Origin of the sequence: Tenacibaculum aquaeponti (genome assembly GCF_052084715.1) — a bacterium.
In the GTDB taxonomy this organism is placed as follows: Bacteria; Bacteroidota; Bacteroidia; order Flavobacteriales; family Flavobacteriaceae; genus Polaribacter.
The window spans coordinates 1,299,235-1,325,737 of record NZ_CP197288.1 but is presented as its reverse complement, the minus strand read 5'-3'; the positions used below and the strand labels follow the sequence as shown (position 1 = coordinate 1,325,737).

The following is a 26,503-nucleotide window of genomic DNA, read 5'->3' as shown; positions in this document are numbered from 1 at the left end:
GTTTGAGCTGAATACCAAAGTTAAATTTACATACTTTAATTAGCAATGGATTCAAAGCAAAGCATACTAATAAAATTTGGAAAAAGAGTTCGAGAAATCCGAAAACAGAAAGGTTTTTCTCAGGAAGAATTAGCGCATAAAGCTGATTTACACAGGACTTACATTGGTATGATTGAAAGAGCAGAAAAAAATATAACACTATTAAATATTGAAAAAATTGCCAATGCTTTAGAAATAAGTATTAAAGATTTATTCAATGATCTACAAGATAAACAAAACTTTCAATAGAAATTTAGGGTTTCAGGTTTCACATAATGAAATTTTAGAATCAGTTAATAGCCTAAATTTATTTTTAGAAACTTTACCTCCAAATTTATATCGTAGCATAGATTTTAAGACAACAGGTGCTTTGATTGGAGCTGTATTCTGCACTAAATTAGTGGAGAATATACAAGATTCAGTAGTTAATCCAATAGAAAAAGGGCATCCAGATATTATACCTACTTCAGGCTTAGGTTCGTCAGAAGAAATCTTAAGAAATTATCCTGAAGGTATAGAAATTAAAGGAACAATAGGGAATTTAAAAACTGGCTCAAATTTGAGGGCGGGAGAAGTTAGGGTATCAAAAATAAGCGGTATAACTTGGCAAGCACATCATCGCGAGGTTAATTATTTACTTGGTGTAGTTTGGGATTTTGTAAACGATAAAAATGGTTTTAATTTCCCTGCAATAACTGGTGCTTTCTTTTCAGATACATTAACACCTGACGATTGGGGTGAAATATCTGGAACAACTGGAAGAAATACTAAAGTTACAGGTATGCGTAAAAGTGGAAAAATCAAAATGGGTGAAGGTTGGATTCTACTTTATGACAACAAAGAGTACGTTAACAGGTATTCAAAATTACTAAACATTGATATTGGAGAACAAGGTAGTTTGTTCGGGAACTAAACATTAGATCTGTAATAAATCATTTCTTTATTTACTTTACCAGCTACACCTTTTAAATCAACTAACGGTTTAAAAGGTAAGTAATCACCTTCTTTACCTTCACAAAATATTACTTCGCCTTTTCTATTTAATGCCCATTCTGCTAATTTATCATAGTCCAATAATTTACTGCTATGTCTGTAACCTAAACCTGCTTCACCTTTATAAGGTGGATCAATAAACCAGGTAGCTTCTATATCTGGTGCATTTGAATAATCATCATTTAATATTTGCCAGTGTTTAACTTTATACAAATTTTGAGACATAATTCTCTTACTTATTTCCCAATTTCGTTCAAGAACAGCAGTAACTTTGATTGTTTTAAAATGAAAAGCCATTTTAGTTGCTGCGTGAATTATATGAAGAAAATCTGAACTTTTTTCACCAATTTTTAATTCAGGTAAATTTAGAATTTCTTGCTCAGTAGCTTCGTTAATTAACCAATTCCAGATATTGGAAACTTTTTCGTCTTTTTCTATTAATATTACATTTTTCTTCCAATTATCTTTATAAGCAGAATATGCGGCAGCACCAGCGAACGGCTCTACTATTGTATCAAATTGAGGAGCAGGGTAATATTTTGATATTTGTTTTTTTCTTCCGTAATAGTAGAACATTTTTTTCGCTAATTATAGTATGCAAATTTAAAAATGTTTTTTGAATTAAACAAATGAATTAATTAAATCTCCTTGCTGTTTTCAAGCACATTTGCTTTTATAGTGCCTCAATAACTAAAAGAGTTTTCAAGTCAGCTCTGTTGACAAACTGAACGAAAAAGCCAGTGGATAATAACGTATACAAAAAATAGCGATTTAGGTACTTTAACAAAATTTAATTTTATAAACTTAAGGTCAGTTATTAACCAAAAAGCTAGTGCTTAAAAATCCGCTACTTTTCACATATAAGACCGTTAACAATAAGATTTACACCCGTTAATTATAGCTTAACGCTTATAACTTTTTGTGAATTAATCTCTTTCTAATACTATAGAAACTTTATCATAAAATAAAATCAAATTCCCTTCAATAACATCATAACGATTTATTTTATTAATAGAAAATAATTGAGTCCATTCTGGTTCAGATATAAGTGTTGAAATAACAGAGAATGAAATATTTTTATTTTTAGTTACTTCATATTCGCCATTAAAAAGATTGGTAACTGTATGACCAGAGACAAATCTTTTACCTTCTTCATTAATTTTAGTGAGTTTTAGTGTAATTTCTCCATTATTAAAATCAGGCCAAGTTGGTTTTTCATTTTTTGTTATTTTATTACCGTTTTCCATATAGTAAGCAACTTTCCAGTTTCCATCTATATTATGAAGTTCAATATTATTTTCTTCATCTTTAGAACAACTTGTAAGACTTATTAAAAGCGTGAAAAATGTAATTGATAGAATAGTTTTAATTTGTTTTTTCATATTCATATAAAGTTTATACTCTATAGATATTAAAAATTAAAAAGGTTGCGTATTAAATATATCATCCAGGTAAATGAATTCTTTTTAAATCTTTTCCATGGAGTATTATCAATTCATTTTCTAAATATTGAAGTATTTCTGGACATCCGCATTTATAATCATCACAAGAGATAATTTTTTTCTTTCCACCTAGTTGGATTGTAATTTTTAAGTTACTCTTGCAAGATCGATCGCAAGAATAATTCTCATTGAGTTTCCAAATATTACTAGTTTCAATTTTTTGAATTAAACTCATCAATTGTGCTTTGGAAATATATTGCTCAGACTTTTGATAATATTTAGCTAATTCAGATTCATTTCCAAGAGCATTATTACTTAGTTTTTCTGGGTAAAAAGTAAGTAATGTATCTTTTAGAATAAAAGTATCGTAATGAAAAGCTCCTCTTTCTAATTTAATTTCAATACTATTTAGAATTTCATCTTTTTTTTCAATACTTCTAGAACAGTTGGTGAAGAAGATAATAATAAATAGAAAAAGAATTAATTTTTTCATTTTAATGATGTGTAAGTCGTGTAATAATTTCCTCGTGTTGTGGAAATAATTCTATTAATACCTTTCGTTCAGGCAATACAAAATCATTAAAGTCAAAACCAGGAGCAACGGTGCATCCTGTAAATGAAAAACTGTTTTCATCTACAACTTCAGCAGCAAACCAATATTGAGCAGGAACTACAAATTGCGGAATCTCGTTATTTACAATATCATTCCCAATAAGTACGAAAGAATATTCACCTTCAGGAGAAATCATATGTAATTTTAAGGATGTTCCTAAATAAAAGTGCCACATTTCATCTTGATTTATTTTATGAAATGCAGAAAAACTCTCTGAAGTCAATAGAAAATAGATACCAGTGCTGTGATTTCTGTCACCTATAAAATTCTCTGATAAATTCTCATTTTTTATAATTCCGTTACTTCTATAAGTTTCTTTAAAATATCCACCTTCAGGATGTTGTGTAAGATCAAATTTATTAACTATCTGTTGTGCTGTCATTGTTTTCTTCTGCTTTAGCTTCGTTTGCTTTTTTTATAATTGCTTTTAAGCGTTCTTTAGTTTTTTGTTTTTCTAGTCGAAGCTTGTTTTCTTTTTGCTTCATCAATCGACTATGTTTAGCCTTATTTACTGTGTTTTTAGCTTTTCCTTTTTTAGGCATGGTGTCTGTTTTTTATTGCTAATAATCCTAAGAAAGTTAATAATCCGTTTAAAATTAGAATGAAAAATCCAAAATCAAAATCTAAATTATGTTTCGTGTAATAACTAATTCCAAAGGTTAAAAATGGAGATAAAATACAGATATATGGAACTAATTCATCTTTTACATTAAATTTAGTGAATAACCCAAAAGCATACAATCCTAAAAGCGGACCATATGTATAGCCAGCAAACTGAAATATTTTCGCAATTACACTTTCATCTGCAATAAAATATTTGAAAATTAAAATAGTAATCACCAGAATAAAAGAAAATAATACATGAATTTTTTTTCTAGTTTTTTCTTTTTCAGCTTCATCTTCTTTTTTATCGATTTCTAAAATATCAATACTAAATGATGTAGTTAAGGAAGTTAAAGCACTATCGGCACTAGAATATGCTGCGGCAATTAAACCTAATAGAAAGAATAAAGAAGCAGCAATTCCTAATTCACCACTCATTGCAATAGTTGGAAATAACTGATCTTTATGAGCATCGATACCATTTTGAGCTGCAAAATCTGTAAGTAAAATTCCTAAGGCAAGGAAAAAGAAGTTAACAATAACTAAAACCAAAGTAAACCAAAACATGTTTTTTTGAGCATCTTTTAAACTTCTACAAGTAAGATTTTTTTGCATCATGTCTTGATCAAGACCAGTCATTACAACAGCAATAAAAGCTCCAGAAAAGAATTGTTTCCAAAAGTAATTTCCAGCTTTTACATCATCGAAAAAGAAAATTTTAGAGAGTTTATTCTCATTTACATAACTTAATAAACTTTCAATTTGTAAAGCGTCTTTTATTGCAATAATACACACACCAACAGCAATCAACATAAATAAGGTCTGTAAAGTATCTGTCCAAACAATAGTTTTTATTCCTCCTTTAAAAGTGTACAACCAAATTAATAAAATGGTAATGGTAACAGTTACCCAGAAAGGAATTCCATAAGCATCAAATAAAATTAATTGTAAAACATTAGCAACTAAAAATAATCGGAAAGCAGCTCCTATAGTTCTAGATATTAAAAAAAATGAAGCTCCTGTTTTATAACTCATTTTTCCAAAACGTTCTTCTAAATAAGTATAAATAGAAGTTAAATTGAGTTTATAGTATAGAGGTAATAAAATAAGGCCTATTATAGCATACCCTAATATATAGCCCAAAACCATTTGCATATATCCCATTTGTTGATTTTCTACCCAACCAGGAACAGAAATAAATGTCACACCAGATAAAGAAGCTCCAATCATTCCGAAGGCAACTAAATACCAAGGAGAGGAGTTATTTGCTTTAAAAAAGGTTTGATTGTTTGCGGATTTCCCTGTTAAATAGGCAATTAGTATAAGTACACTAAAATAGGATACAATTAAGAGTACAATATGTATTGGTTGCATTACTTTAAATTTATTAGAAGACTAAGATAGGAATAAATAAAAAGTGCCAACAATTATAAAATTGCCAGCACTTTTAAAAAATAGTCCCCAATTAAAATTTTTTTAGTTAGTTGAAGTCCAAGGTTACTTGGTCAATATTTTTGCGGACCTTCTTTAAATCTTTCATATAGTCGTCTTCAGCTCTAAAACCTAACGGTAAAACTAATACAGATTGTAAGTTTTTTTCATTTAGTTTTAAAATTTCATCATATTTTTCAGGAATAAAACCTTCCATAGGACATGAATCTATTTTTTCTAAAGCACAAACAGTTAGTAAATTACCAAGAGTAATGTAGGCTTGGTTTTTGTTCCAGGTTAGTAATTCTTCTTGAGTTTTTTTTGAAAAAGAATCTATTAAAAAATCTTTGAAAGGATTTAAAATTTCATCTGATGTATTTCTGATGTTTTTTACTAATTTGAAGTAATTTTCAACATCTTTTGTTGTTTGTTTTTTAGGTACACATAAAACTAAAACATGTGAAGCTTGTGCTACTTGTTGTTGGTTCCAAGAATGTTCCACTAACTGTTTTTGTAATTCTTTATTTTTAATTACTACTAAAGTTACTGGTTGTAAACCGTAAGATGTTGCAGTTAAATTAAAAGCTTCTTTTATAGTTTGTATCTGCTCATCAGATATGTATTTATTATCGTCAAATTTCTTTACAGCATAGCGCCATTTTAAACTTTCAATAGTTGTACTCATTGCTTTGTTTTATAAATGCATTGCAAAATTACAATTAACTTTTACTTGAAAATGAAAATGAATATTGAAAAAAACTATAGTGAAAATGAGGAATTTTATAGTGAATTTTTATCAATGATTTTCAGGAAAGTAGCTGGTTCTGGTCTAACTCTATAGTTATCTGTAAGGTCTGCAAAAATAACTTCATTTTCTTTATTGGTAATAATTACAGTAGGCATTACAACATCAGATTCATATCCAAAAACTTGAAATCCCATAGGCAATCCATTTTCATGAAGAATATTTAAATTTCTTGCATTTTCGTTGTTTTTATCAGTTAAATAATGAAAAGGAACATTATGTTTTTTAGCTAAATTTTCAGTAAATTCATGAGGTTGTGAACTAATTAAAAATACATCAGTATTTCTCTTGGAAAGTTCTTGATATTGATTTGCTATTTCCTTGATTTGTGCCATACAAAGTGGACACCAATTTCCTCTGAAAAAAAGCAAAACTTTATAATTACTATCAAATTCTGAAAGATTCACTTTTTGTTTCTGAATATTTTCGAAAGTTAGTGGAGGTAATTTTTTTCCAACTTGGATAATCTTTTGCTCTCTCTTTTCAAATTTAGAATACCAAGTCAAATATAAAAACCATCCTAAAGCTAATGCTATACTAATTACGATTGCATTTAAATTTAATGTAAAAAAAGTTACAGCTGTTCCAATTATTACAGGAACAGTAAAAGAAGTTAATGTTGTACTTGTTCTTGCTACAGGTTTTATAAATAAAGAGCTAAAGAAAATTATAATTGGTAATGTGTTAAGTAAAAGTCCAACATTAGTAAGATTACTATCGAATTGTATAAGTGTTTTTACAAAAATGATTAAAGCAAAAACGGGTAATACACTTATAAAAATTGACTTAAGTAGATTTTTCATAAATTTATTGTCGAAAAAAGAAAAAGAAATTACAAACTATGAAAGAAAATTTCCTTCATTATGTATGGCAGTACAAGTTATTTAACACACTCAACTTAAAACTGACATCAGGAGAAACACTTCAAATATTACATTCTGGATTATCTAATAAAAATTCTGGTCCAGATTTTTTCAATGCCAAAGCAATTATTGATGAAATTTTATGGTATGGTCATGTGGAAATTCATGTGAAATCATCAGATTGGTATCAGCATAAACACGAGGAAGATAAAAATTACGATGCCGTAATTTTACATGTTGTTTACGAACATGATGTAGATATTTACATGAAAGGAAACAAACAAATTCCAACTTTAGAGTTAAAAGAATTTATCGATAATTCTATTGTAGAAAAATATGCATCAATATTTCAACAACAAACAAATTGGATTTCTTGTGAAAAAGAAATTCACACGATTAATAGTTTTATATATCAAAACTTTACAGAACGGCTGTATTTAGAGCGATTAGAAAGTAAATCTAAGTTTATTTTCACTTTACTAGAAAATACAAATTATGACTTTGAAGCCGTATTGTTTCAATTGTTAGTCAAAAATTTCGGGCTTAAAGTTAATGGAGATTCTTTTCTAAAATTAGCAACTTCATTCGATTTTTCTTTGGTTCGAAAAATTGGAGCTAATGAATTTCAATTGTCAGCTTTGTTATTTGGTCAAGCAGGATTTTTAAATGAAATAGAGGAAAGTGAATATCAAAATAAACTTAAAAAAGAATATGAATATTTAAAGCATAAATACCAGCTGAGTTCATTAGATAAAAATGAATTTCAATTTTTTAGAATGCGACCTAATAATTTTCCAACTATACGATTAGCGCAAATAGCTACTTTGTATTCAAGTTACAGAAGTTTATTTTCTAAACTAATTCATTTAGAAAATATACATGGTTTTTATGAATTAATTTCCACTGGTGTAAATGAATTTTGGGAAGAGCATTATACGTTTATGAAAACATCAAAGAAGAATAAAAAACGATTAACAAAATCATTTATAGATTTACTTTTAATCAATACTATTTTACCATTAAAGTTTGTGTATTTAAAACACAGAGACGAATTTGATGAAGCTCCCTTTTTTAAATTACTAGAAAATATTCAGCCAGAGAAAAATACTATTATTCAAAAGTTTGAATCGTTAAAAATTAGCTCAAAAAATGCTTTAGAGAGTCAAGCTTTACTCCAACTAAAAACAAATTATTGTAATGAGAAAAAATGTTTGTCTTGTAGAATTGGAAATTCAATCTTATCAAAAAAATAAAAAACGCTAGTAAAAATGGTTTTAATTGTGTTTACAATAACTTAAAAAAGATAATGTTAGTTATAATTATATATTTGTAGTTAAAATTAAATAAAATGAAAAAAATATTTATTGCTGTAATTTCAATTTCTTTATTAGTGATTGGGTGTAAAACTGAAAACGGAACTTCAAAAAGTACTTCTGTAGAAACAAATAACAATTCTGAAACAGAAAAGACCTCTTCTGTAGATGATGGATCTGGAGATGCAATTTGTTTATTAGATAAGTTATCTGTTAGAGAAACTCCTTCTGGAAAAGGTAAGTGGATTACTTCTATGAGTTTAGGTGAAAAAGTGTATTTTACAGGAGAAAAATACATTGATTCTGTATCTAAGAAAGATTACTTTAAAGTAAAATTAATTGATGGTAAAGAAGGTTGGTCTAGAGCACCGTTTTTAGCAGTTAATGGTAAAGTAGGAGTAATGGTTAAAAATGCAAGTGTATACAAAAGACCAGATTTATTAACTAAGACTGAGAATGAATTTAGTCCAATGGATATTATTGCAGTTATTGGAAATCAAGACGATTGGATTCAAGTAAAAGGAAAAAGAACAACTGGGAAATATATTGAAGAAGTTTGGGTAAAATCAAACAATATTTCAGATAAATCTGTGGATATTGCAACTGCAAAATATGCTAGTATTGCAATGACGAAACCAACAATGACAGAAAGAATTAAAGCTTTACAAGAAATTGTAGAGAACAGTGATTTTTCTGAATCGATTTTTATTAATTTAATTAATGAAAAAATTAAAGATTACGAATCTAAAAATGTACCAGTAGATGTACAAGATGTAAAAGTAGAGGAATAGTATTCTTAAATTGAACTAACAATAAAAAATCCCGATGAATTTCATCGGGATTTTTTATTGTTAGTTTTTTGGATTTAGAATTGAATTAATTCTTTCTAAACAGTCTTTATAATGATATTTTGTAATTCTATTTGTAGCTCTTTTACTAGCTATGTTTAACTGACTTTTTAAAGATGTTAATTCTCCTCTTACAATAGACGGAATGTCAGTGTTAGTAATTTTATCGTTCTTTAATAACTTTTCCATTCTACCTATAAAACTCTTCTGTAAATTTCTTCGGTAAACATCTACATTTCTTAAAGCATTAGTTTCAGAAAACAATCCTTTTCTTAAATCTCTTATAAATTCTGAAACACTGTAGAAATCAGAACTTATAACTTCAGAGTTAATCATTCGTTCTAATCTACTTGTATTTAATAAACCTGAAAGCTGTCTGTTTTGTAGTGATAGCATTCTATTGGTATATTCTGTATGGTTAATTTTAGCTAGAATATTTTTGTCTAATAACCAATTTTGAGTAGTAAATACATTTTTAAGTAGCCAGTTTAAAGACTCTTTCTGTTTTGCTTTTGAAAGTACAGTGTATACATTTCCTGTTTGTTCAGGTTTTTTATTATCTTCAAAAACACCACCTACATTACCAACAACATGACCAGAATATCTGCTCCAAACACCAAGTAATTCTCGATATAATTCATTTAAATCATCATAATTATTAGTTTGATCAGAAGTCCATTTTTGTAAGTTTTTAGCAACTATTTTTAAGTTTTTAATTCCATAAGTACTAGCTTTTACTTGATCATTTCCAATGCCTTCAGTTTGAGAAGCCGGATCAAAACCATTAAAACGCTGAATTCCGAATTTGTAAATAGGATCTTTAGCTTTATCAGTAATCCATTTATCTAAAGTTTTTATTTCATCTTCAGGTTTACCAGCAAAAGGTAAATAACGATATCCCCAATTAATAGAATAATGATCGTAAGGGCCAATTTGACGAATAAAACGAATATTTTTATCACCAGGTTGTGCTACATAATTGTAACGAGCGTAATCCATTATTGTAGCAGCAATACCATACTTTTGAGTGAATTTTCCTGAACGTAATGAATCTACAGGGTAAGCATAACTAGCAGCCATATTATGAGGTAATCCTAATGCATGACCAATTTCATGAGCAATTACCATTCGCATCATTTCTCCAATTTCTTCGTCTGGAGTATTTAAAGTTCTAGCAGAAGGATTAGCAGCTCCGGTTTCTAATAAATATCTATTTCTGTATGAACGTAAGTGGTTATGATACCATACAATATCACTTTCAATAATCTCACCTGAACGTGGATCAGAAACACTTGGTCCCATAGCATTTCTGGTTGTGCTTGCTACATATCGGATAGATGAATAACGGATGTCTTCCATACTAAACTCAGGATCTTCTTCTTTAGTTGGTGGATACTTTGCAATAATTGCATTTTTAAAACCAGCTGTTTCAAAAGCTTTTTGCCAATCTTCAACTCCTTGTTTAATGTATTTTCTTAATTTTTTTGGAGTAGCAGGATCTAAATAATATACAATAGGTTTAATTGGCTCTACTAATTCTCCTCTGTTATACGCAGCCTTATCTTTAGGTTCTAATCTCCATCTTCTAATATACATTTTGTAGTCCGCTTTTAAAGCTTCAGAACTATAGTCTACAGTTCCAATAGGAAAATAACCTACGCGCTTGTCAAAAACTCTAGGCATCATAGGTTTTTCAGGAAGTATAATCATTGATTGATTCATTCTAATGCTAATACTTCCAGCGGCTCTTTGTGATGGAGGAGTAGCTGCATCGTAAGTAAAATCTTGAACAACTTCTATGTTTTTTGGGTAACTTTTAATAGAATTAATAAAACTACGTTTAGGATCTAATCTTCTAACTTTATATTGTTTTCGTGCTCTGGCTCCAATACCGCTTATTGCTTTAATATCTGAAGTGAAAAATTTAGAAACATCAATAAGAACTGCAGTAGAATCATTATTCTGAACTTTAATATCGAAAGCATGAATTATTGGTTCTAAGTTATTTGATTTTACAGATTTGTATATTGGTAATGAGTCGTGAGCAATTGCTTGGTAAGATTTTATTTTTAATAAAACTTTCTTTTTATAATGTTCCCAAACAACTACTTGTTCATTAGTTTTAGAACCAGCATTCATATAACCTCCTCCAAAGCCAGAAGGTAGAGCTTTAATTCTGCTAACTAATAACATTTCTTTTCCTAATAATGATTTAGGAATTTCATAATAATATTTTCCGTTAGTTTCATGAACTTTGAATAACCCATCGTCTGTTTTTGTTTTTTTAGTTACAAAATCTGAGTATTTAGGTTTTTTCTTTTTTGGAGATTTTTTAGTAACTTCTTTTTTGTCGTCTTTTTTAGATTTTCTTTTTTGTGCTTCTGATTGATAAGGTATATTTATACAGATTACAAGTAAAAGTAATAGTAGTCGTCGCATATTTAGTATTGGTTAATAAACCAACTAAATTATTAAAAACATATGAAATAGTTAGTTACTGTTAAGTTAAAATAGGAAAACAAAAAAACCGATGAAATTTCATCGGTTTTTAAATCTTATATATAAAATTTACTAGTATAAACTTTTAAATTTTGTTGGGTTTGCTTCATGCATAATTTCATAAACCTTTTCGAATATATCTTCTACTGAAGGTTTAGAGAAATAATCTCCATCAGTACCATAAGCAGGTCTATGTGCTTTTGCAGTTAGCGTTTGAGGTTTACTATCTAAGTGTACATATCCATTTTGGTTTTCTACAATTTCTTGTAATAAATAAGCAGAAGCACCACCAGGAACATCTTCATCTACAACTAATAAACGATTTGTTTTCGCTAAAGATTTTACAGTATCGTGGTTAATATCAAAAGGAAGTAAACTTTGTGCATCAATAATTTCAATGCTAATTCCAACTTGAGCTAAATCTTTAGCAGCTTCTTCCACCAATCTTAAAGTAGAACCATAAGAAATAACAGTCATATCTGTTCCTTCTTTAATTGTTTCCACAACACCAATTGGAGTTTTAAACTCACCTAAGTTATTTGGTAACTGTTCTTTTAAACGATATCCATTTAAACACTCTATAATTAAAGTAGGATCATCTCCTTCTAAAGCAGTATTGTAAAAACCAGCAGCTTTTGTCATGTTTCTTGGAACTAAAACATGAATTCCACGAACATTATTAATAATTCCTCCCATTGGAGAACCTGCATGCCAAATACCTTCTAAACGATGACCACGAGTTCTAATAATTAAAGGAGCTTTTTGCTTTCCATAAGTTCTGTAACGAAGTGTTGCTAAATCGTCACTCATTATTTGTAAAGCATATAATAAATAATCTAAGTATTGAATTTCAGCAATCGGACGTAATCCACGCATTGCCATTCCAATTCCTTGCCCTAAAATAGTTGCTTCTCTAATTCCAGTATCTGATACTCTTAATTCTCCGAATTTTTCTTGTAAACCTTCTAAACCTTGATTTACATCTCCGATGTAACCAGAGTCTTCACCGAAAATTAAAGTTTCTGGATATTTGTTAAAAATAGCTTCGAAATTATCACGCATAACAATACGTGCGTCTACCATTTTTTTCTCAGTATCGTAAGTTGGTTTAACTTCTTGAACTCTAAATGTAGATTTTTCAGTTTCGCTATATAAATGCGTAGAATATTTATTTGCTGCATCAACAATTCTTTCTTTTATAAAGTTTTGTAACTCTATTTTTTCTGGGAACTTTTCGTCAACAATTAATTGTAGTGTTTTTCTACAAGCAACTAAAATATCTTTTCTAATTGGCTCAACTAAAGCTTCTAAATCATTCTTGTATTTAGTGATAAAAGAACCATTTTTACTTTTTGAAGCTACACGATCTAAAATTTTAGTAGCACTATTTAATTCAGCCTTTATTTCATTTAAAAAAGCATTCCATGCATTACGTTTAGCAGCGCTTACTTCTCTTTTAATTTCTTTATCTATAGTAGTAAGTTCTTCTTCACTTTCAATGAAACGTAAGGTATTACCAGATTCATCTGTAAGTTCAAAATCTATAATCCAAGCTCTCATTTTAGCAATACAATCGAATTCTTGTTCCCATTGTAAACGCTCTTTAGATTTATATCTTTCGTGAGAACCAGAAGTAGAATGTCCTTGTGGTTGTGTTAATTCTTTAACATGAATTAAAACAGGAATATGTTTTTCCCTTGCAATTTCTCCAGCTTTATTATATACATCAACTAATTTCACATAATCCCAACCATTAACAACGAAAATTTCATAACCGTTGCTTTCATTTTCTCTTTGGAAACCTTTTAATATTTCAGAAATACTCTCTTTTGTTGTTTGATGCCTTGCGTGAACAGAAATACCATATTCATCATCCCAAACACTCATTACCATAGGTACTTGTAAAACTCCAGCAGCATTAATTGCTTCAAAAAATAAACCTTCACTAGTACTTGCATTACCTATTGTTCCCCAAGCAACTTCATTTCCTTCATTTGAAAAATTAGTAAATCCTTCAAGTCCTTTTACATTTCTATATATTTTTGAGGCTTGAGCTAAACCTAATAATCTAGGCATTTGTCCTGCTGTAGGAGAAATATCAGAAGATGAGTTTTTTTGTTGTGTTAAGTTTTTCCACTTTCCATTTTCATCTATAGAATGTGTTGCAAAGTGTCCACCCATTTGACGACCAGCAGACATTGGTTCTTGTACAATATCTGTGTGTGCGTATAAACCAGCAAAGAATTGTTGAGCAGTTAACTCACCAATGGCCATCATGAAAGTTTGATCACGATAATACCCCGATCTAAAATCTCCATTTTTAAAAGCTTTAGCTAAAGCTAATTGAGGTACCTCCTTACCATCACCAAAAATTCCGAATTTAGCTTTTCCGGTTAATACTTCTCGTCGACCGAGTAAACTGCATTCTCGACTCATTTTGGCGATTCGATAATCATTTAATACTTCTTTTTTAAAATCTTCGAATGATATCTGTTGTGAGTTTGGTACAGCTACTTTTACAGTCATAAATAAAAAGTTTTGTTTTGGCTATTGCTGCAAAGATAGGTTTTTTAAATGAAATTTAAAAATCTGCCTTAGAGTTTGAATAAATCGTAAAAAAAGCAAAAAAAGTGGTGTTTTGTTGAGTTATCTACAATAACCCGCGTCGTAAAAAGTTATAAACACGATCTAAACTTGTTGTAATCACAAAACGTATCTTACTTGGATATTCTGGTTGATTAATTTGAAATCCTTCGTTTGTATAAATAGGGAAGTAAAATTCGAAGATGTTTGGAACAAAATTTAAACGAATTCCGTTTTCATAGAAAAATCGAGCTTTCGTATTTTTACTCTTTAACATGGCAAAATCGTTATAAATTTCTGCCCATCTCCATACACTAACGCTTGTATTCCCAGAAAGCATTAATTGATTTGCAAAAGAATGTTCTTTGTAGAAAGATTTAAAACCTCCATCAGAAACTACAAACTGTTGACTAAATAATCCCGAGCGTTCAGATCTTCCAAATAAATTTTGTTCAAATAAATAATCTGAACTTCTGTTTAAACCGAAACTAAAGAAATCTCCTTGAGAATGGTTATATAAAAAGAAACCTCCAAAAAATCTTAAATTAAAACTCTGTTTTTCAGAAAAGAATCTTAAATAGCGAATGTCTGTTGAGAACTTAGTGAAATTGTCGGCAAATTCTCCATTAATGGCATATTGAAATCTTTTTACAACATCTGGTTTGCTGTATATATATCTAAAGTTTACAATTTGATATTTGTCGCTTTCAATTTCTGTATCTGTTGGGTTAATTTCTCGATCGACATAAACAATTCTTGATAATAAAAATTTGGTTCCAACATCTCTAAGTGTATTTCTTCTGAATTGAATGTTTACAAATGGAGAGATTGTATTATAACTTAATTCTGGAGCGTAATGAAAGTTGCTACCACTAATTCCGTAACGAATTTTATAGATTTTAGATTTTTCGAAAAAGTGATCATATCCTAAAGAAAAAGAACCCGTTAAATTTTCACTTCTAAAAGCGTAATTCGGAGTAATACTAAAATCGAAATTATGTCGAATAATAGCTCTGTTATTAAAGTTAACTCCTAAGATCATTCCATCATATAAATTAAATTTCACATTCGGATTAAAGAAAACTTGATTGAAGTTTGGATCTTCAATGTCTTTTAAAAATCGAAATTGGATAGGTTTGCTAATTATAGCATTATTCGTTTTCTTGTAATTGTTTAAGAAGTTGTATTCTGGGTAAATTTGTTCATAATTTAAAGCTAACTTATCAAAATCACCTGCTTTAATTTTAATCGTTTTTATACTGTCAACATTTGTAACCCAAGTTTTAAATTTTATAGAATCATCTTTAATTCCGTACAATGAAACAGGAGCAGTGATATTACGTTTGTTTTTTATGGTAACTTCTAAGGAATCTTCAAATTTTATTTGTTTTACTTTTTTAATTTTATAGTCAATTTTTTTAGTGGTTTTTACATAATCACCAAAAAACCAATCTAAATTTCTGTCAGTATTTCGTTGTAAAATCTCTTTAAAACTTTCTGAATTTGTTATTCGTAATGATTGATTTTTATAAAATTCTTGGAATGATTTTTTTAGAACATCATCACCTAAAAAATCTTGTAAATATTTAAAGCCTAATCCAGCTTTGTATGGACTTACGATTTTTCTATTAAAATTAGATAGAGAATCTGCAGGTGTTGTTAAAGATTGATCAAAGAAACGTCTTGCGCTAAATTGATAAAAGAATGCTTGTTTATCATTTTGCTTTAGTTTAGCAAGATTATAATTTTTAAACCCCCAAATCTTAGAAAATCGTCCGAAAACAGTTACGTCTGGATAATATTTATTGATGTATTCCATCATTAAAAATGTTTCAATACCATCGCAAAGCCAATAATCTTTTCGATTATTCAATAAAAGAACATCGTCAATGTATTTACTAGTTAGAGCTTTAAAAAATCGGATTTCCCATTTAAAGTTTTCTGGATAAGGGCGTAACCAATTAGGAATACCATAAATATCTTTTAAAGAGTTTTTGTTTACTGTATTTCCATCTACTAAAATCTCTGTATGTGGATGAGAACCAATAAAATCTTCTATAAAAGCTATTTGCTTATTTACAATTTCATTTGCTTGTATTAATTCAATGCGTTTATCGAAAATATCTGTTTTTATTTGAGTGTTTTTAGTTTTAAAAACTCTAAATTTTTTACGGTTACTAATACTTAGTATAATGTCTTTCTTTTTCTTACCAACAAGGTAGTAATGATTAAAATTTTCCTTTTCCGTTTTATATTGATATAAATTACTTTCTAGATTTAATGTTTTAGGAATATCAATTTCTAAAGTGTAATCAGTAACATCTTCATAAAGATCGTCCATATTTAAATTACTCATTAACTGCCATCCATTTTCATAAATAGCAGGAACTAAATACCAAAATCGCAAATGATAACCATCATTAGTTCTACCATAACCTGTATAACGAGCTTTTGGGATTTTTAACGTGTATTTAGCTGTTAAAGTAATACTATCTTTAATTGCAAGTGCATTATTTAATTGAATTTGAATAATATCATTTGTTTCGCGAACTTCTTGAAAATCTAATTCTAAATTGTTAGAAGTAATACTATGTACTTTAGAATAACCACGTTCGCTTTCTTCTGAAAAATAATAATCTTTCTTATAATCTTTAATTAATCTTTTTCCTAGCGGAGTGCTATTATCTTTGAAACTATTCCCCCAATTATGTAAATAAATTTCTTCTAAAGGTTGGTTTGAGGTGTTTATGTAAGTTAATTTTTGTTGAATGATAAGTGTATGTTTTAAAGTATCTAAACTAGCAGTAATATGAGAAGAGTTTTCTTGTGCTATAGTATAGAAACAGAATAAGATAGAGGTAATATGTAGTATTTTTTTTATCACTTACATTTAAATAAAAAAACTCGTTGTTTTAAACAACGAGTTGAAGATAAAGTTTATTTTTTAATTAAAATTCAGTTCTACTTTTTTTACCCAAAAAAGATTAGAAATTAGGTTTTAATTGGTATTTAGCGTAGAATTTATTAAAATGTTCAACAGCTTCTTCAGCTGTATCTACAACTCTAAATAGTTTTAAATCATCTGGACTAATATTTCCTTCTTCTAAAAGTGTATTTTCAATCCAATCTAATAAACCACTCCAGAATTTTTTACCAACTAAAACAATTGGAAAACGACCAATTTTATGTGTTTGAATTAATGTGATTGCTTCAAAAAGTTCATCCATTGTTCCAAAACCTCCAGGCATTACAACAAAACCTTGAGAATATTTTACAAACATTACTTTACGAACAAAGAAATAATCAAAGTCTAAACTTTTACCTGGGTCAATCCAAGGATTATCATGTTGTTCAAAAGGTAATTCAATATTTAAACCTACAGAAGTTCCTTTTCCTCTATTTGCTCCTTTATTACCTGCTTCCATAATACCTGGTCCACCACCAGTAATTACTCCAAATCCACTTTGTGTAAGTTGGTAAGCAACTTCTTCAGCTAACTTATAGTATTTATGATCTGGTTTTGTTCTTGCAGATCCAAAAATAGAAACGCATGGTCCAATTTTACTTAATCTTTCATATCCATCTACAAACTCAGCCATAATTTTAAAAATAGCCCAAGAATCGTTTGTTTTTATCTCATTCCATGTTTTTTGTTGAAGTTTCTCACGGATTTTTCTATCGTCGTTTGTCATTTTATCAATTTTTAAAGGACTTGCTAATTTAGTGCTTTTTTTTAGATAAAAAATGCTTTTAAACAAACAAAGGAGAAACATTTGTTTCTCCTTTTGTTTTTGTAAAAAAGATTTCTTTTTCATTACTAACTTTTTTACATTTCCCTTTTCATAACTTTTCCCTTCGCAATTTCCCCGTAAGACGTTTCACAGCAATTTTGTTTTCTTTTTCTAGCAATAATGATTAAACCAAACAAACATTATTATGAGAAATAACTCTTGAAATTTGTTATTTACACCTATACGTTCTGTTTAAGGAAAATTGTTACCCATTTTTTTTACAAAAAGAAGAAAAAAATAGAATAATATTTTTTTGAGTTTAATGAGGTATTAATGAGTAAGTAGTTTTTGATTTCGAGGAATGGGAATTTCTTTAAAAACAAACAAAGAGGAAACATTTGTTTCCCCTTGTGTTTTGTAAAAAAGACTTCTTTTTCAATACTAACTTTTTTACGTTTTCCTTTTCATAACTTTTTTCCATCGTAATTTCCGCGAATAACATTCATAACAATTTATGTTCTTTTTCTAGCAATTATGATTAAACCAAACAAAATGTATATGTTATGAGAAATAACTCTTGAAATTTGTTATTACACCCTTATGTTCATCTTGTTTGAAATTGTTACCCTCTTTTTTTAAAAAAAATAAAAAAAAGTATAAGTAATATGGAAAAAGCTATGATATAGTGTATTGTATAATTCACTTCAAAAGTAGGAGCAGTGTCTCCAATTAAAATAAAAGATGCCCAGTAATAAGGAGATTTTTCTGAAAGTGAATGAGTTTTTAAATACTTTCTTTTGGCATTGTTTAACGCTTCTGATTTGGATTGATGATCTTTTAAGTTACTGTAAAAGTTTGTCATTAACTCTGTAGTGGCAGCATCATTAACTTTCCATAAAGAGGAAACCACCGATTTAGAACCAGAATAAAAGAAACCACGAGCTAAGTTTAAAATACCTTCTCCTTTTTTTAGCTCTCCAACATTGGTTTCACAAGCACTTAAAACAACTAAATCCGCATTGTTTTTATAAGTGTATAATTCATGTAGATTCAAAGAATCTTTGCTAAAATGAATTACAGGTTTTTGGGAAACATCTGCATGAGTTGCTAAATGAATAATTTTAGCATTAGAAGCATTGGTAAAAAAACTATCTTTTGTAACGTCTGCACCTGTAAAGATTGTTCCGTTTAAATTATTATTAATCGAATTGATTTCTTCTGCTGAATATTGTAACGTAGTTAGATTTTTATTCTGGAATTCAATAGGAGCAAACCCAGCAAAATCTTTTTCAGAAACTCTAGAGATGTTATTATTCACATTTAAGAATGACATAGAATAAGCGTAGCTAATATCAGTATCTTCTATTAAAAATTTATTTGAAGTTGTATCAGTAATAAAAGCTTCAAAAGGAATATTCTGAAGATTATCATCTGGAATAATAACAACTTTTTTATTTTGAATTAAATTTTTGATTTCTTCACTTGGGAATAAACTATTGTACAAAGAATTTGCAATCGTATTGTATTGTTGAATCTCTTTTTTGCTATTTAAAGGTTTTGAAATAAGTTTAGAGAATGTTTGTAGTTTGTTTTTGATAGCACTACTTTTTAAAGAAAAAGGAATACTATTGTTTTTGCTGATACATAAACCAATAGAAGTATCTACAGAATTTTCTTCAATATTATTTTGAATAGAATAAGAAATAATAACAGTATTATCGTCTAAATTTTTTTGAACCTCTTGAAGAGAAATTAAGTCCGTTTTACTTTTTAATTGAAAATACTTAGGAAAAACAGTTCGGATTGAATCTTTAAATTGTTGGTAAGAAAACCTAAGATCAAATAGAGAATCTTTTGTGGATTGAATTTCTTTATCAACAAGTTTATATTCTAAGTTTAATATATCTTTTTTAAAGCTTTTGTCTTTATCTAAAATTACTTTAGGAAGCTCTTTGTTTACATTGTTATGATCTATATTTTGAGCTAATAAAAAAGCCTTGTTTTTTTCTAAATAGCTAAAAGCAGATTGATAATCTTGTTTTAAATAATAAATATAAGCTGCGTAATTATAAATTTCAGAAGCATCTTTTCTCCATTGAAACTGAGATTCTGTATTCGTATCATTATCAAGTATAACAGAAATTAAATTATCAAAGTTTTTGATAGAGATAATAGCATCATTAATATATTTTTCTTTTTGATTTGATTGTTCTATTAGAGCTATTAATGTTTTTAAATTGAATTTATAAGTGATTAAAGAACTATTTTTTCTGTTGTTTTTTTGATGTAAAACATCTGGATATATTTTCTTAAACTGTTTATTGTTTGAAGTGTAAAAAAAATCAAAAGCTAAGTACGAGTTTTCTAAAGCTTTTATGTATTTTTTTTTGTTGTAATAAAATTCACTTAAATTTAAATATGCGTTTGCTTTAGTTAACCTTGAATCATCATAACTTAATTTCTTACAATATTCTAGACTTTTTTCCAGAAAGTAGATAGCACTATCTTTTTTATGGGTAATATAATGTTGACCTTGATTTCTAATTATAGTAGAAATAAAGCTTATGTCATTGTAGAGTTTTGCTTCTTTTAAAGCTTCATTATAATAAAAGTTAGCTTTTAAAAAACTGTCCATTATTTTTTTAGAGTACACATTTCCAAAATATAAGTTTACCCTTGTTTTTTTATCTTTTATTTTATTGTTTTTTTCAATAATGCTGTCAGCAATTTTTAAAAAGATAATAGATTTTTTAATATGGTTAATATTTAAGGTGAAGTTAGAATTTTGAGAAGCATTAAAGCAATGTTTAACAATATTAGTGGGGGTACTACATTTAAGTAAAATATTAATCCCTTTTTCATAATAATTGATTGATTTGCTATAGTCTCCTTGCAGATAAAAACACCTGCCTAGATAACAAAAAGCTTGTCCCTTTCTTTTTTTGTCATAATTTAAAAGAGAAGCCTCACTGAAGAGTTTTATGGCATTTTCTAAATTATTGTTTTTAATATGAAAATACCCCAATTGCATTAATAATAAATGATAAGATTTATGTCTTTTATTTATTAGTTTGTACTGAACAGTAGCGTATTTTATAGCTAAAGAAATGTTATTTTTCTTATAAAAATATTTAAAAATAATAGAAGAAGTCTTTATTAATTGGGTGCTATCTTTTCTTAATGTAAAAAGAATACTATCAGCTTTTTTTTCATTAAAAAAAGTACTATCATTTTTAGTAGAAACTTGTCCTTCTACACAAAAAGGTAGAAGAACAATAAAAAATATAAATAAAATTAAATGCTTTTTATTATTTGACGATGACATCAATGTTTTTATCATTATCATTATCATTATCATTATCATTACACTCTTGGTCATAATTTTCAGTAAATTGGCAATCATATGATAAAGAATAAGATACGATAAAAGAATCATTGAAAGATCGTGGTAAAATAATATTTTGTTTTCCAACTAGATCTAAAATTAATTCATCATCATCATTGTTTTTATCATCATTATCATCATCATCGTTTGGTCCAGCTGGTCTACCATAAGACCATATTTCACAATCGGAGCAATTTCTAGAAATTTTTATGAGAGCACCTTGGATCTTTGACTTAATTTCAGGTTTTGAATCGTAAAAATTGTCAACTGCTTTATATTTTTGAAGATTAGATAAACCTTTTTTAAAACAGAATTTTACACAGTTATAAATTAGTAGTGTATTCTTGTCACTTTGATCTTCTGAAATAATCCCATCAGTTGTAAAACTATTTTCTCTACCCACTAACTCAAGTTCTGGTTCAATAATTTCGTCTAAATTTTCATTATCATTACAGCTAAAAGCTAATATTAAGATAGAAAATATTACGGCTAACTTTAAATAATTAAATAATTTCATAGTGTTTTTGTTTTTATATATTTCCCCTTTGTTTAAAAAACATAAAATTGTTACCCGCGCAAAAGTATAAAAATTTTATTTCCCTCTATTTATTAGTTTTTTAGAAATAAAAACAAGAAGAAATAAACTTACAAATCCTAGGAAAACCCAATATATGAAGTTATTATTTTCAAAAGTAGGAGCAGTGTCTCCAATTAAAATAAAAGATGCCCAGTAATAAGGAGATTTTTCTGAAAGTGAATGAGTTTTTAAATACTTTCTTTTGGCATTGTTTAACGCTTCTGATTTGGATTGATGATCTTTTAAGTTACTGTAAAAGTTTGTCATTAACTCTGTAGTGGCCGCATCATTAACTTTCCATAAAGAGGAAACCACCGATTTAGAACCAGAATAAAAGAAACTACGAGCTAAGTTTAAAATACCTTCTCCTTTTTTTAGCTCTCCAACATTGGTTTCACAAGCACTTAAAACAACTAAATCCGCATTGTTTTTATAAGTGTATAATTCATGTAGATTCAAAGAATCTTTGCTAAAATGAATTACAGGTTTTTTGGAAACATCTGCATGAGTTGCTAAATGAATAATTTTAGCATTAGAAGCATTGGTGAAAAAACTATCTTTAGTAACATCTGCACCTGTAAAGATTGTTCCGTTTAAATTATCATTAATCGAATTAATTTCTTCTGCGGAATATTGTAATGTAGCAAGGTTTTTATTCTGGAATTCAATAGGAGCAAAGCCAGCAAAATCTTTTTCAGAAACTCTAGAGATATTATTGTTTACATTTAAGAATGACATAGAATAAGCGTAGCTAACATCAGTATCTTCTATTAAAAATCTATTTGAAGTCGTATCAGTAACAAAAGCTTCAAAAGGAATATTCTGAAGATTATCATCTGGGATAATAACAACTTTCTTATTTTGAATTAAATTCTTGATTTCTTCACTTGGGAATAAACTATTGTACAAAGAATTTCCAATCGTATTGTATTGTTGAACTTCTTTTTTGCTATTTAAAGGTTTAGAAATAAGTTGACGGTAAAGATGTAAATCCTCTTTTAATTTCTTGATATTTGGAATAGAAAAAGGAATAGTTTTATCTTTTGCGATGAGTAAACCAGAAGAAATATTAATAGCTGTGGTTTCGTTATTTTGAATAGCATAAGAAACAATTACAGTTTTATCATTTATTTGTTGTCGAACATTTTGTAAAGAAGTTAGTTTTACTTTAGCCTTACTTTCAAAATGTTGTGGATAAACTTTTTGTATAGAATCTTTAAAGTTTTGATAAGCGAATTTTAGATCAAACAAAGAATCTTTTAGTTGTTTTGTTTCAGTGTTTGAAACTTGATTTTCTAACTGTAAAATTTGCTTTTTATAGTGTAATTCTTCATTAACAATATGATTAGGTAAGTTTAAAGAATAGTTATTGTCATTTATACTTTGGGTAAGTAAAAAGGCTTTATTTTTCTCTAAGTATTGAAACTGTAAATTATCATCACCTAATAATTTTGCCGCATATATACCATAATTATAAATTTTTGATACATCATTACGCCAAGAAAATTGAGTGCTAGCTTCTGTACTGTCTTCTAAGATGATTTCTATAAGCTGATCACTAATATTAACCGTTTCAATAATTTGTGTTAAGTATCTTGAATCTTTGTTTTCTAAATACAATCGATTTAAAATCTTAATTTTTGTATATAAAGCCTTTAAAATATTAGATCTTCTATTGGTTTTAATAAGTTTGATCTTTTCAGGAATAGCATTATGAGTATTAAAGCTTAAACTTAAAGAGTTATTAATGTTTTTTAAACTCTCATTATAGTTTTCCTCTATTAAATAAAATTCAGATAAGTTTCTGTGACTTTCAGCTTTAACAATTGTGTCGTAAGCTGAAAGTGAAGGGTTTTTATTTATACTTTTAATTAAATAATATTTAGAACTATCTTTATTGTTTTTTAATAAAAACTCTCCATAATTCATGTAGTTTAAATAAATAAAGAAATTATTTCTATTTAGTATAGCCTTTTTAATAGCTAAAGAATAATAAAATTTAGCTTTATTATAATTAGATATTTGTGGTTTAGCATATAAGTTAGCTAAATTTGTATAAATATTATTTATTAGACTTCTTTTTATCTTTTTAGGATTAGCTTTTATTAAACTATCTGCATAAATAAGATATCTTATTCCAATTTTAATTTTTGATTTTTCATCAATGAAGTTACTTGAAGCGGACATGTTTATACACTGGGCTACAATACTTGATTTTTTGCCTTCCTTTTTTAATATTTTTATTCCCTTTTCAAAATAATCAATTGATTTTTTTAGATCACCAAGATACTGATAACATGTCCCTAACTGACAAAGAGCTTGTCCCTTTTTTTTGATGTATAAATTTAGATTAGAAGCTTTTTTAAAATGTATTATTGCGTTATCTACTTCATTATTATATAGTTTGAATAGGCCTAAAAGATATAATGAGTTATGATATTCCTTACTTTTTATGTTGTTTTTTTCAAATAATTTTACACTTTTTTCTGAATAGTTTATTGCAGATTTTAAATCTTTAATACGATAAAAAAAACGACTAAAGAGAGAGGTTTTTAAAGCTTTTATTTCTTCAGATTTATAATTATTTGATAAAATACTATCTGTTTTTTTAACATTAAGACTATAGTGTTTGTTGTATTCAAAAATATCCTTAGCAGAATTGAATTGAGAAAAAATCTTAAAATTAGTGAATATTAAAAATAAGATCAAAATTGAGATTTTGATCTTATATGATTTTTTTAAAATAAGTTTTTTAAATTCCGAAAATACTAGGTACATAATCGAAGTTTCCATCATCGTTAGAGCATTCTATATTTTTTACATAATAAGAAAAACTAATAGCTACTTCAGTGTTTGGTATATCTAGGTCTTCATCTAAAGTCGTAGCGTTTTCAGTACCATGTATTCTCTTCCTAACTTTAATACCAGCTTTATTATAATATCGATAAAGAGTTTTAATTAATATTAAGTTATTAGATTTTAAATAATGTTGAATTGATTCTGTAGCTTTTTCAGGTGTATAATAATTTATTTCAACACAAAATTCATAAGTTACAGTACTTTTAATATTTTTTATGCTCTTGTAGCTGTCTGTATTGTTGTTATCAATACTACTCGTAAAACTAAAAACAAGCAAACACTAATAAAGCTAAAATTGTTCAATTAACTTATTGTGATTATTTCATAATATTTTGTTTTTGTATATATTCGTTGTCCCCTTGTTTATAAAACTTTAAAATGTTACCCGCGCAAAAGTATAAAATTTTATTTTTGCGTATCAGATTGTAAAAATGGATAGTAGTTTATATTTAAATGCGCTTGTTGAAGGAGATTCAAGAATTATCTCAAAAATTTATAGTACTAATTTTACCCAAGTAAAACGATTTATACTTCAAAATAGAGGAGGAGTAGAAGATGCTGAAGATGTTTTCCAAAAAGCGTTATTGCAAATTGCAGTTCGTCATAAAAAAGAAGGCATAGAAATTAATAGTAGTTTCGATGCTTATTTGTTTACTGTTTGTAAAAATTTATGGCGAAGAGAATTAAATAGTAAAAAAAATAGGGTAACAAATCAGGAGGTAATTGAACTAGTAAGTGAAGCTAAAGATAATGCAAACGCTTTAGTGGAACAAAAACGACACGAGTTGTTTTTAGAAAAACTAAATCTGATTTCAGATAATTGTAAGAAAATACTATCACTTTTCTTTGCTAAAGTACCCTATGCTGAGATTGTTGAAAGTACAGAATACAATTCTGAAACAGTAGTAAGACAGCGAGTATTTAAATGCAAAAAGAAATTAACCGACCTAATTAAAGGAGATAAAAGATATCTCACGTTACAAGAATTATGAATTTAGAAGACGATATATTAATAGAACGTTTTTTAAGAAATGAGCTTTCAGAAGAAGAAAAGTTGAGTTTCTTAAAACGTTTAGAAGATGATCTCAATTTTAAAGAGCATTATCTTCTAGAAAAACAATTGTTCGAATCTTTAAATGAAGAAAGTTGGAGTTTTATTGATAATGTTGATGATGCTGAAGTTAAAGAGTATGAAGAATTATACAATAGTGCAGAAGTAAAAGCGATTAGAGAAGCAATTAAAGGAGTTGCTAAAACGAAAACGACAAATAATAGAAGTAAAGTTATAGCATTAGTTTCTGGTTTTGCTGCTGCAATTATTTTCATTTTAGCATCAAATATTTTTCTTAAAGAAACCGTAGATGCAGAAACTTTATATGCTAATCATATTCAACTAGAAAAATTACCATCATTTGTTACTAGAAGCGAAACTGAGAATGCAAAATTAATTGATGCAGAGATATTGTTTAAAGCGAAACGATATGAAGATGCTCTAGCAATTTTTTCTATTGAATTAGAAGAAAATAAAAAGAGCGCTGTTTTTATTTATAAAGCACTTTCTGAAATTGAATTGAAAAAGTTCGATGAAGCCAAAAATACTTTAAAAACATTAATTAATAGTGATTTAATAGATGCGGAAAAAGGACAATGGTATTTAGGTTTGTTGTATTTAAAATCGAATAATAAAAAAGAAGCTAAGAAAGTATTCAAGAAAATAACGAAAGAGAAATTATATAAAGCAAAAGAAGCCGAAGATATTTTAGATAAAATGTAAAAAAAGGAGAGTTTTAAACTCTCCTTTTTTATGTATAGTTTCTCCTTTGAAAGTAGTATTAAATTGCATTTTAGTGTACTGTTAAATTAGTAGATTAATTGCAATCTAATTTTTCTCTTATTGATAACTTGAAAAATTATGAAAT

General features: G+C 27.8%; 22 protein-coding genes. 6 read left to right on the top strand and 16 right to left on the bottom strand.

What is annotated here, in order from left to right; translation table 11 throughout:
- The first annotated feature begins 45 nt into the window (after positions 1-45).
- Both ACSIGC_RS05755 and ACSIGC_RS05750 read left to right on the top strand, forming a co-directional pair.
- A complete protein-coding gene (locus ACSIGC_RS05755; protein ID WP_442267197.1) occupies positions 46-288 on the top strand; it encodes a helix-turn-helix domain-containing protein in 243 nt (80 codons plus the stop codon).
- The gene (locus tag ACSIGC_RS05750; RefSeq protein WP_442267196.1) at positions 257-952 is read left to right on the top strand and encodes a hypothetical protein; all 696 of its coding nucleotides are present in this window, start codon (positions 257-259) and stop codon (positions 950-952) included. Before ACSIGC_RS05755 ends, ACSIGC_RS05750 begins: the two co-directional genes overlap by 32 nt.
- Here ACSIGC_RS05750 and ACSIGC_RS05745 read toward each other — a convergent pair.
- From ACSIGC_RS05745 to ACSIGC_RS05710, 8 genes are all read right to left on the bottom strand, one after another.
- Positions 949-1,608 (bottom strand): hypothetical protein, encoded by a 660-nt coding sequence (locus tag ACSIGC_RS05745; RefSeq protein WP_442267195.1) that lies wholly within the window; start codon positions 1,606-1,608, stop codon positions 949-951. The two genes, ACSIGC_RS05750 and ACSIGC_RS05745, sit on opposite strands and share 4 nt — an antisense overlap.
- Positions 1,609-1,958: 350 nt before the next feature.
- On the bottom strand, positions 1,959-2,414 hold the full coding sequence (locus ACSIGC_RS05740; RefSeq protein WP_442267194.1) for a hypothetical protein: 456 nt from the start codon (positions 2,412-2,414) through the stop codon (positions 1,959-1,961).
- Between the two features lie 61 nt (positions 2,415-2,475).
- A complete protein-coding gene (locus ACSIGC_RS05735; RefSeq protein WP_442267193.1) occupies positions 2,476-2,967 on the bottom strand; it encodes a hypothetical protein in 492 nt (163 codons plus the stop codon).
- Position 2,968: 1 nt separating this feature from the next.
- On the bottom strand, positions 2,969-3,469 hold the full coding sequence (locus ACSIGC_RS05730; protein WP_442267192.1) for a cupin domain-containing protein: 501 nt from the start codon (positions 3,467-3,469) through the stop codon (positions 2,969-2,971).
- Positions 3,447-3,629, bottom strand: a complete 183-nt coding sequence (locus tag ACSIGC_RS05725; protein ID WP_442267191.1) for a hypothetical protein — start codon at positions 3,627-3,629, stop codon at positions 3,447-3,449. Before ACSIGC_RS05725 ends, ACSIGC_RS05730 begins: the two co-directional genes overlap by 23 nt.
- Positions 3,622-5,064, bottom strand: a complete 1,443-nt coding sequence (locus ACSIGC_RS05720) for a sodium:solute symporter (RefSeq protein ID WP_442267190.1) — start codon at positions 5,062-5,064, stop codon at positions 3,622-3,624. Before ACSIGC_RS05720 ends, ACSIGC_RS05725 begins: the two co-directional genes overlap by 8 nt.
- A gap of 106 nt (positions 5,065-5,170) precedes the next feature.
- Positions 5,171-5,806: an NAD(P)H-dependent oxidoreductase gene (locus tag ACSIGC_RS05715; protein WP_442267189.1), complete on the bottom strand. Its 636-nt coding sequence runs from the start codon at positions 5,804-5,806 to the stop codon at positions 5,171-5,173.
- Positions 5,807-5,901: 95 nt separating this feature from the next.
- Positions 5,902-6,729, bottom strand: coding sequence for a redoxin domain-containing protein (locus ACSIGC_RS05710; RefSeq protein WP_442267188.1), 828 nt, complete (start codon positions 6,727-6,729; stop codon positions 5,902-5,904).
- A 38-nt stretch (positions 6,730-6,767) separates the two neighbouring features.
- Between ACSIGC_RS05710 and ACSIGC_RS05705 the strand changes: the two genes are divergently transcribed.
- Positions 6,768-8,042, top strand: coding sequence for a DUF2851 family protein (locus tag ACSIGC_RS05705; protein WP_442267187.1), 1,275 nt, complete (start codon positions 6,768-6,770; stop codon positions 8,040-8,042).
- 95 nt (positions 8,043-8,137) lie between these two features.
- Complete coding sequence (locus ACSIGC_RS05700; protein ID WP_442267186.1) at positions 8,138-8,893, top strand: SH3 domain-containing protein; 756 nt, start codon at positions 8,138-8,140, stop codon at positions 8,891-8,893.
- 60 nt (positions 8,894-8,953) lie between these two features.
- Here ACSIGC_RS05700 and ACSIGC_RS05695 read toward each other — a convergent pair whose 3' ends face one another.
- From ACSIGC_RS05695 to ACSIGC_RS05660, 8 genes are all read right to left on the bottom strand, one after another.
- A complete protein-coding gene (locus ACSIGC_RS05695; RefSeq protein WP_442267185.1) occupies positions 8,954-11,389 on the bottom strand; it encodes a zinc-dependent metalloprotease in 2,436 nt (811 codons plus the stop codon).
- Positions 11,390-11,521: 132 nt separating this feature from the next.
- Positions 11,522-13,975, bottom strand: coding sequence for an alpha-ketoacid dehydrogenase subunit alpha/beta (locus ACSIGC_RS05690; RefSeq protein ID WP_442267184.1), 2,454 nt, complete (start codon positions 13,973-13,975; stop codon positions 11,522-11,524).
- A 124-nt stretch (positions 13,976-14,099) separates the two neighbouring features.
- Positions 14,100-16,916, bottom strand: a complete 2,817-nt coding sequence (locus tag ACSIGC_RS05685; protein WP_442267183.1) for an aminopeptidase — start codon at positions 16,914-16,916, stop codon at positions 14,100-14,102.
- Positions 16,917-17,016: 100 nt separating this feature from the next.
- A complete protein-coding gene (locus tag ACSIGC_RS05680; RefSeq protein ID WP_442267182.1) occupies positions 17,017-17,724 on the bottom strand; it encodes a TIGR00730 family Rossman fold protein in 708 nt (235 codons plus the stop codon).
- A 661-nt stretch (positions 17,725-18,385) separates the two neighbouring features.
- Positions 18,386-21,088 (bottom strand): CHAT domain-containing protein, encoded by a 2,703-nt coding sequence (locus ACSIGC_RS05675; RefSeq protein ID WP_442267181.1) that lies wholly within the window; start codon positions 21,086-21,088, stop codon positions 18,386-18,388.
- Positions 21,072-21,665, bottom strand: a complete 594-nt coding sequence (locus ACSIGC_RS05670) for a hypothetical protein (protein WP_442267180.1) — start codon at positions 21,663-21,665, stop codon at positions 21,072-21,074. The genes ACSIGC_RS05675 and ACSIGC_RS05670 overlap by 17 nt, the downstream gene beginning before the upstream one ends.
- A gap of 75 nt (positions 21,666-21,740) precedes the next feature.
- Complete coding sequence (locus tag ACSIGC_RS05665; protein ID WP_442267179.1) at positions 21,741-24,434, bottom strand: CHAT domain-containing protein; 2,694 nt, start codon at positions 24,432-24,434, stop codon at positions 21,741-21,743.
- 43 nt (positions 24,435-24,477) lie between these two features.
- Positions 24,478-24,861, bottom strand: a complete 384-nt coding sequence (locus ACSIGC_RS05660; RefSeq protein WP_442267178.1) for a hypothetical protein — start codon at positions 24,859-24,861, stop codon at positions 24,478-24,480.
- Positions 24,862-25,015: 154 nt separating this feature from the next.
- Here ACSIGC_RS05660 and ACSIGC_RS05655 point away from each other — a divergent pair, with 154 nt between their 5' ends.
- Both ACSIGC_RS05655 and ACSIGC_RS05650 read left to right on the top strand, forming a co-directional pair.
- Entirely contained in the window at positions 25,016-25,576 is a 561-nt protein-coding gene (locus ACSIGC_RS05655) for an RNA polymerase sigma factor (protein WP_442267177.1), read from the top strand.
- Complete coding sequence (locus ACSIGC_RS05650) at positions 25,573-26,358, top strand: tetratricopeptide repeat protein (RefSeq protein ID WP_442267176.1); 786 nt, start codon at positions 25,573-25,575, stop codon at positions 26,356-26,358. Before ACSIGC_RS05655 ends, ACSIGC_RS05650 begins: the two co-directional genes overlap by 4 nt.
- Positions 26,359-26,503 lie beyond the last annotated feature (145 nt).

What these genes read in the sequence shown, in the direction of transcription:
- ACSIGC_RS05720 (WP_442267190.1), bottom strand. Translation starts at nt 5,064, where the DNA reads ATGCAACCAATACATATTGTACTCTTAATTGTATCCTATTTTAGTGTA.
- ACSIGC_RS05680 (WP_442267182.1), bottom strand. Translation starts at nt 17,724, where the DNA reads ATGACAAACGACGATAGAAAAATCCGTGAGAAACTTCAACAAAAAACA.
- ACSIGC_RS05725 (WP_442267191.1), bottom strand. Translation starts at nt 3,629, where the DNA reads ATGCCTAAAAAAGGAAAAGCTAAAAACACAGTAAATAAGGCTAAACAT.
- ACSIGC_RS05670 (WP_442267180.1), bottom strand. Translation starts at nt 21,665, where the DNA reads ATGAAATTATTTAATTATTTAAAGTTAGCCGTAATATTTTCTATCTTA.
- ACSIGC_RS05650 (WP_442267176.1), top strand. Translation starts at nt 25,573, where the DNA reads ATGAATTTAGAAGACGATATATTAATAGAACGTTTTTTAAGAAATGAG.
- ACSIGC_RS05735 (WP_442267193.1), bottom strand. Translation starts at nt 2,967, where the DNA reads ATGAAAAAATTAATTCTTTTTCTATTTATTATTATCTTCTTCACCAAC.
- ACSIGC_RS05715 (WP_442267189.1), bottom strand. Translation starts at nt 5,806, where the DNA reads ATGAGTACAACTATTGAAAGTTTAAAATGGCGCTATGCTGTAAAGAAA.
- ACSIGC_RS05750 (WP_442267196.1), top strand. Translation starts at nt 257, where the DNA reads ATGATCTACAAGATAAACAAAACTTTCAATAGAAATTTAGGGTTTCAG.
- ACSIGC_RS05730 (WP_442267192.1), bottom strand. Translation starts at nt 3,469, where the DNA reads ATGACAGCACAACAGATAGTTAATAAATTTGATCTTACACAACATCCT.
- ACSIGC_RS05700 (WP_442267186.1), top strand. Translation starts at nt 8,138, where the DNA reads ATGAAAAAAATATTTATTGCTGTAATTTCAATTTCTTTATTAGTGATT.
- ACSIGC_RS05710 (WP_442267188.1), bottom strand. Translation starts at nt 6,729, where the DNA reads ATGAAAAATCTACTTAAGTCAATTTTTATAAGTGTATTACCCGTTTTT.
- ACSIGC_RS05740 (WP_442267194.1), bottom strand. Translation starts at nt 2,414, where the DNA reads ATGAAAAAACAAATTAAAACTATTCTATCAATTACATTTTTCACGCTT.
- ACSIGC_RS05755 (WP_442267197.1), top strand. Translation starts at nt 46, where the DNA reads ATGGATTCAAAGCAAAGCATACTAATAAAATTTGGAAAAAGAGTTCGA.
- ACSIGC_RS05695 (WP_442267185.1), bottom strand. Translation starts at nt 11,389, where the DNA reads ATGCGACGACTACTATTACTTTTACTTGTAATCTGTATAAATATACCT.
- ACSIGC_RS05705 (WP_442267187.1), top strand. Translation starts at nt 6,768, where the DNA reads ATGAAAGAAAATTTCCTTCATTATGTATGGCAGTACAAGTTATTTAAC.
- ACSIGC_RS05655 (WP_442267177.1), top strand. Translation starts at nt 25,016, where the DNA reads ATGGATAGTAGTTTATATTTAAATGCGCTTGTTGAAGGAGATTCAAGA.
- ACSIGC_RS05675 (WP_442267181.1), bottom strand. Translation starts at nt 21,088, where the DNA reads ATGTCATCGTCAAATAATAAAAAGCATTTAATTTTATTTATATTTTTT.
- ACSIGC_RS05690 (WP_442267184.1), bottom strand. Translation starts at nt 13,975, where the DNA reads ATGACTGTAAAAGTAGCTGTACCAAACTCACAACAGATATCATTCGAA.
- ACSIGC_RS05745 (WP_442267195.1), bottom strand. Translation starts at nt 1,608, where the DNA reads ATGTTCTACTATTACGGAAGAAAAAAACAAATATCAAAATATTACCCT.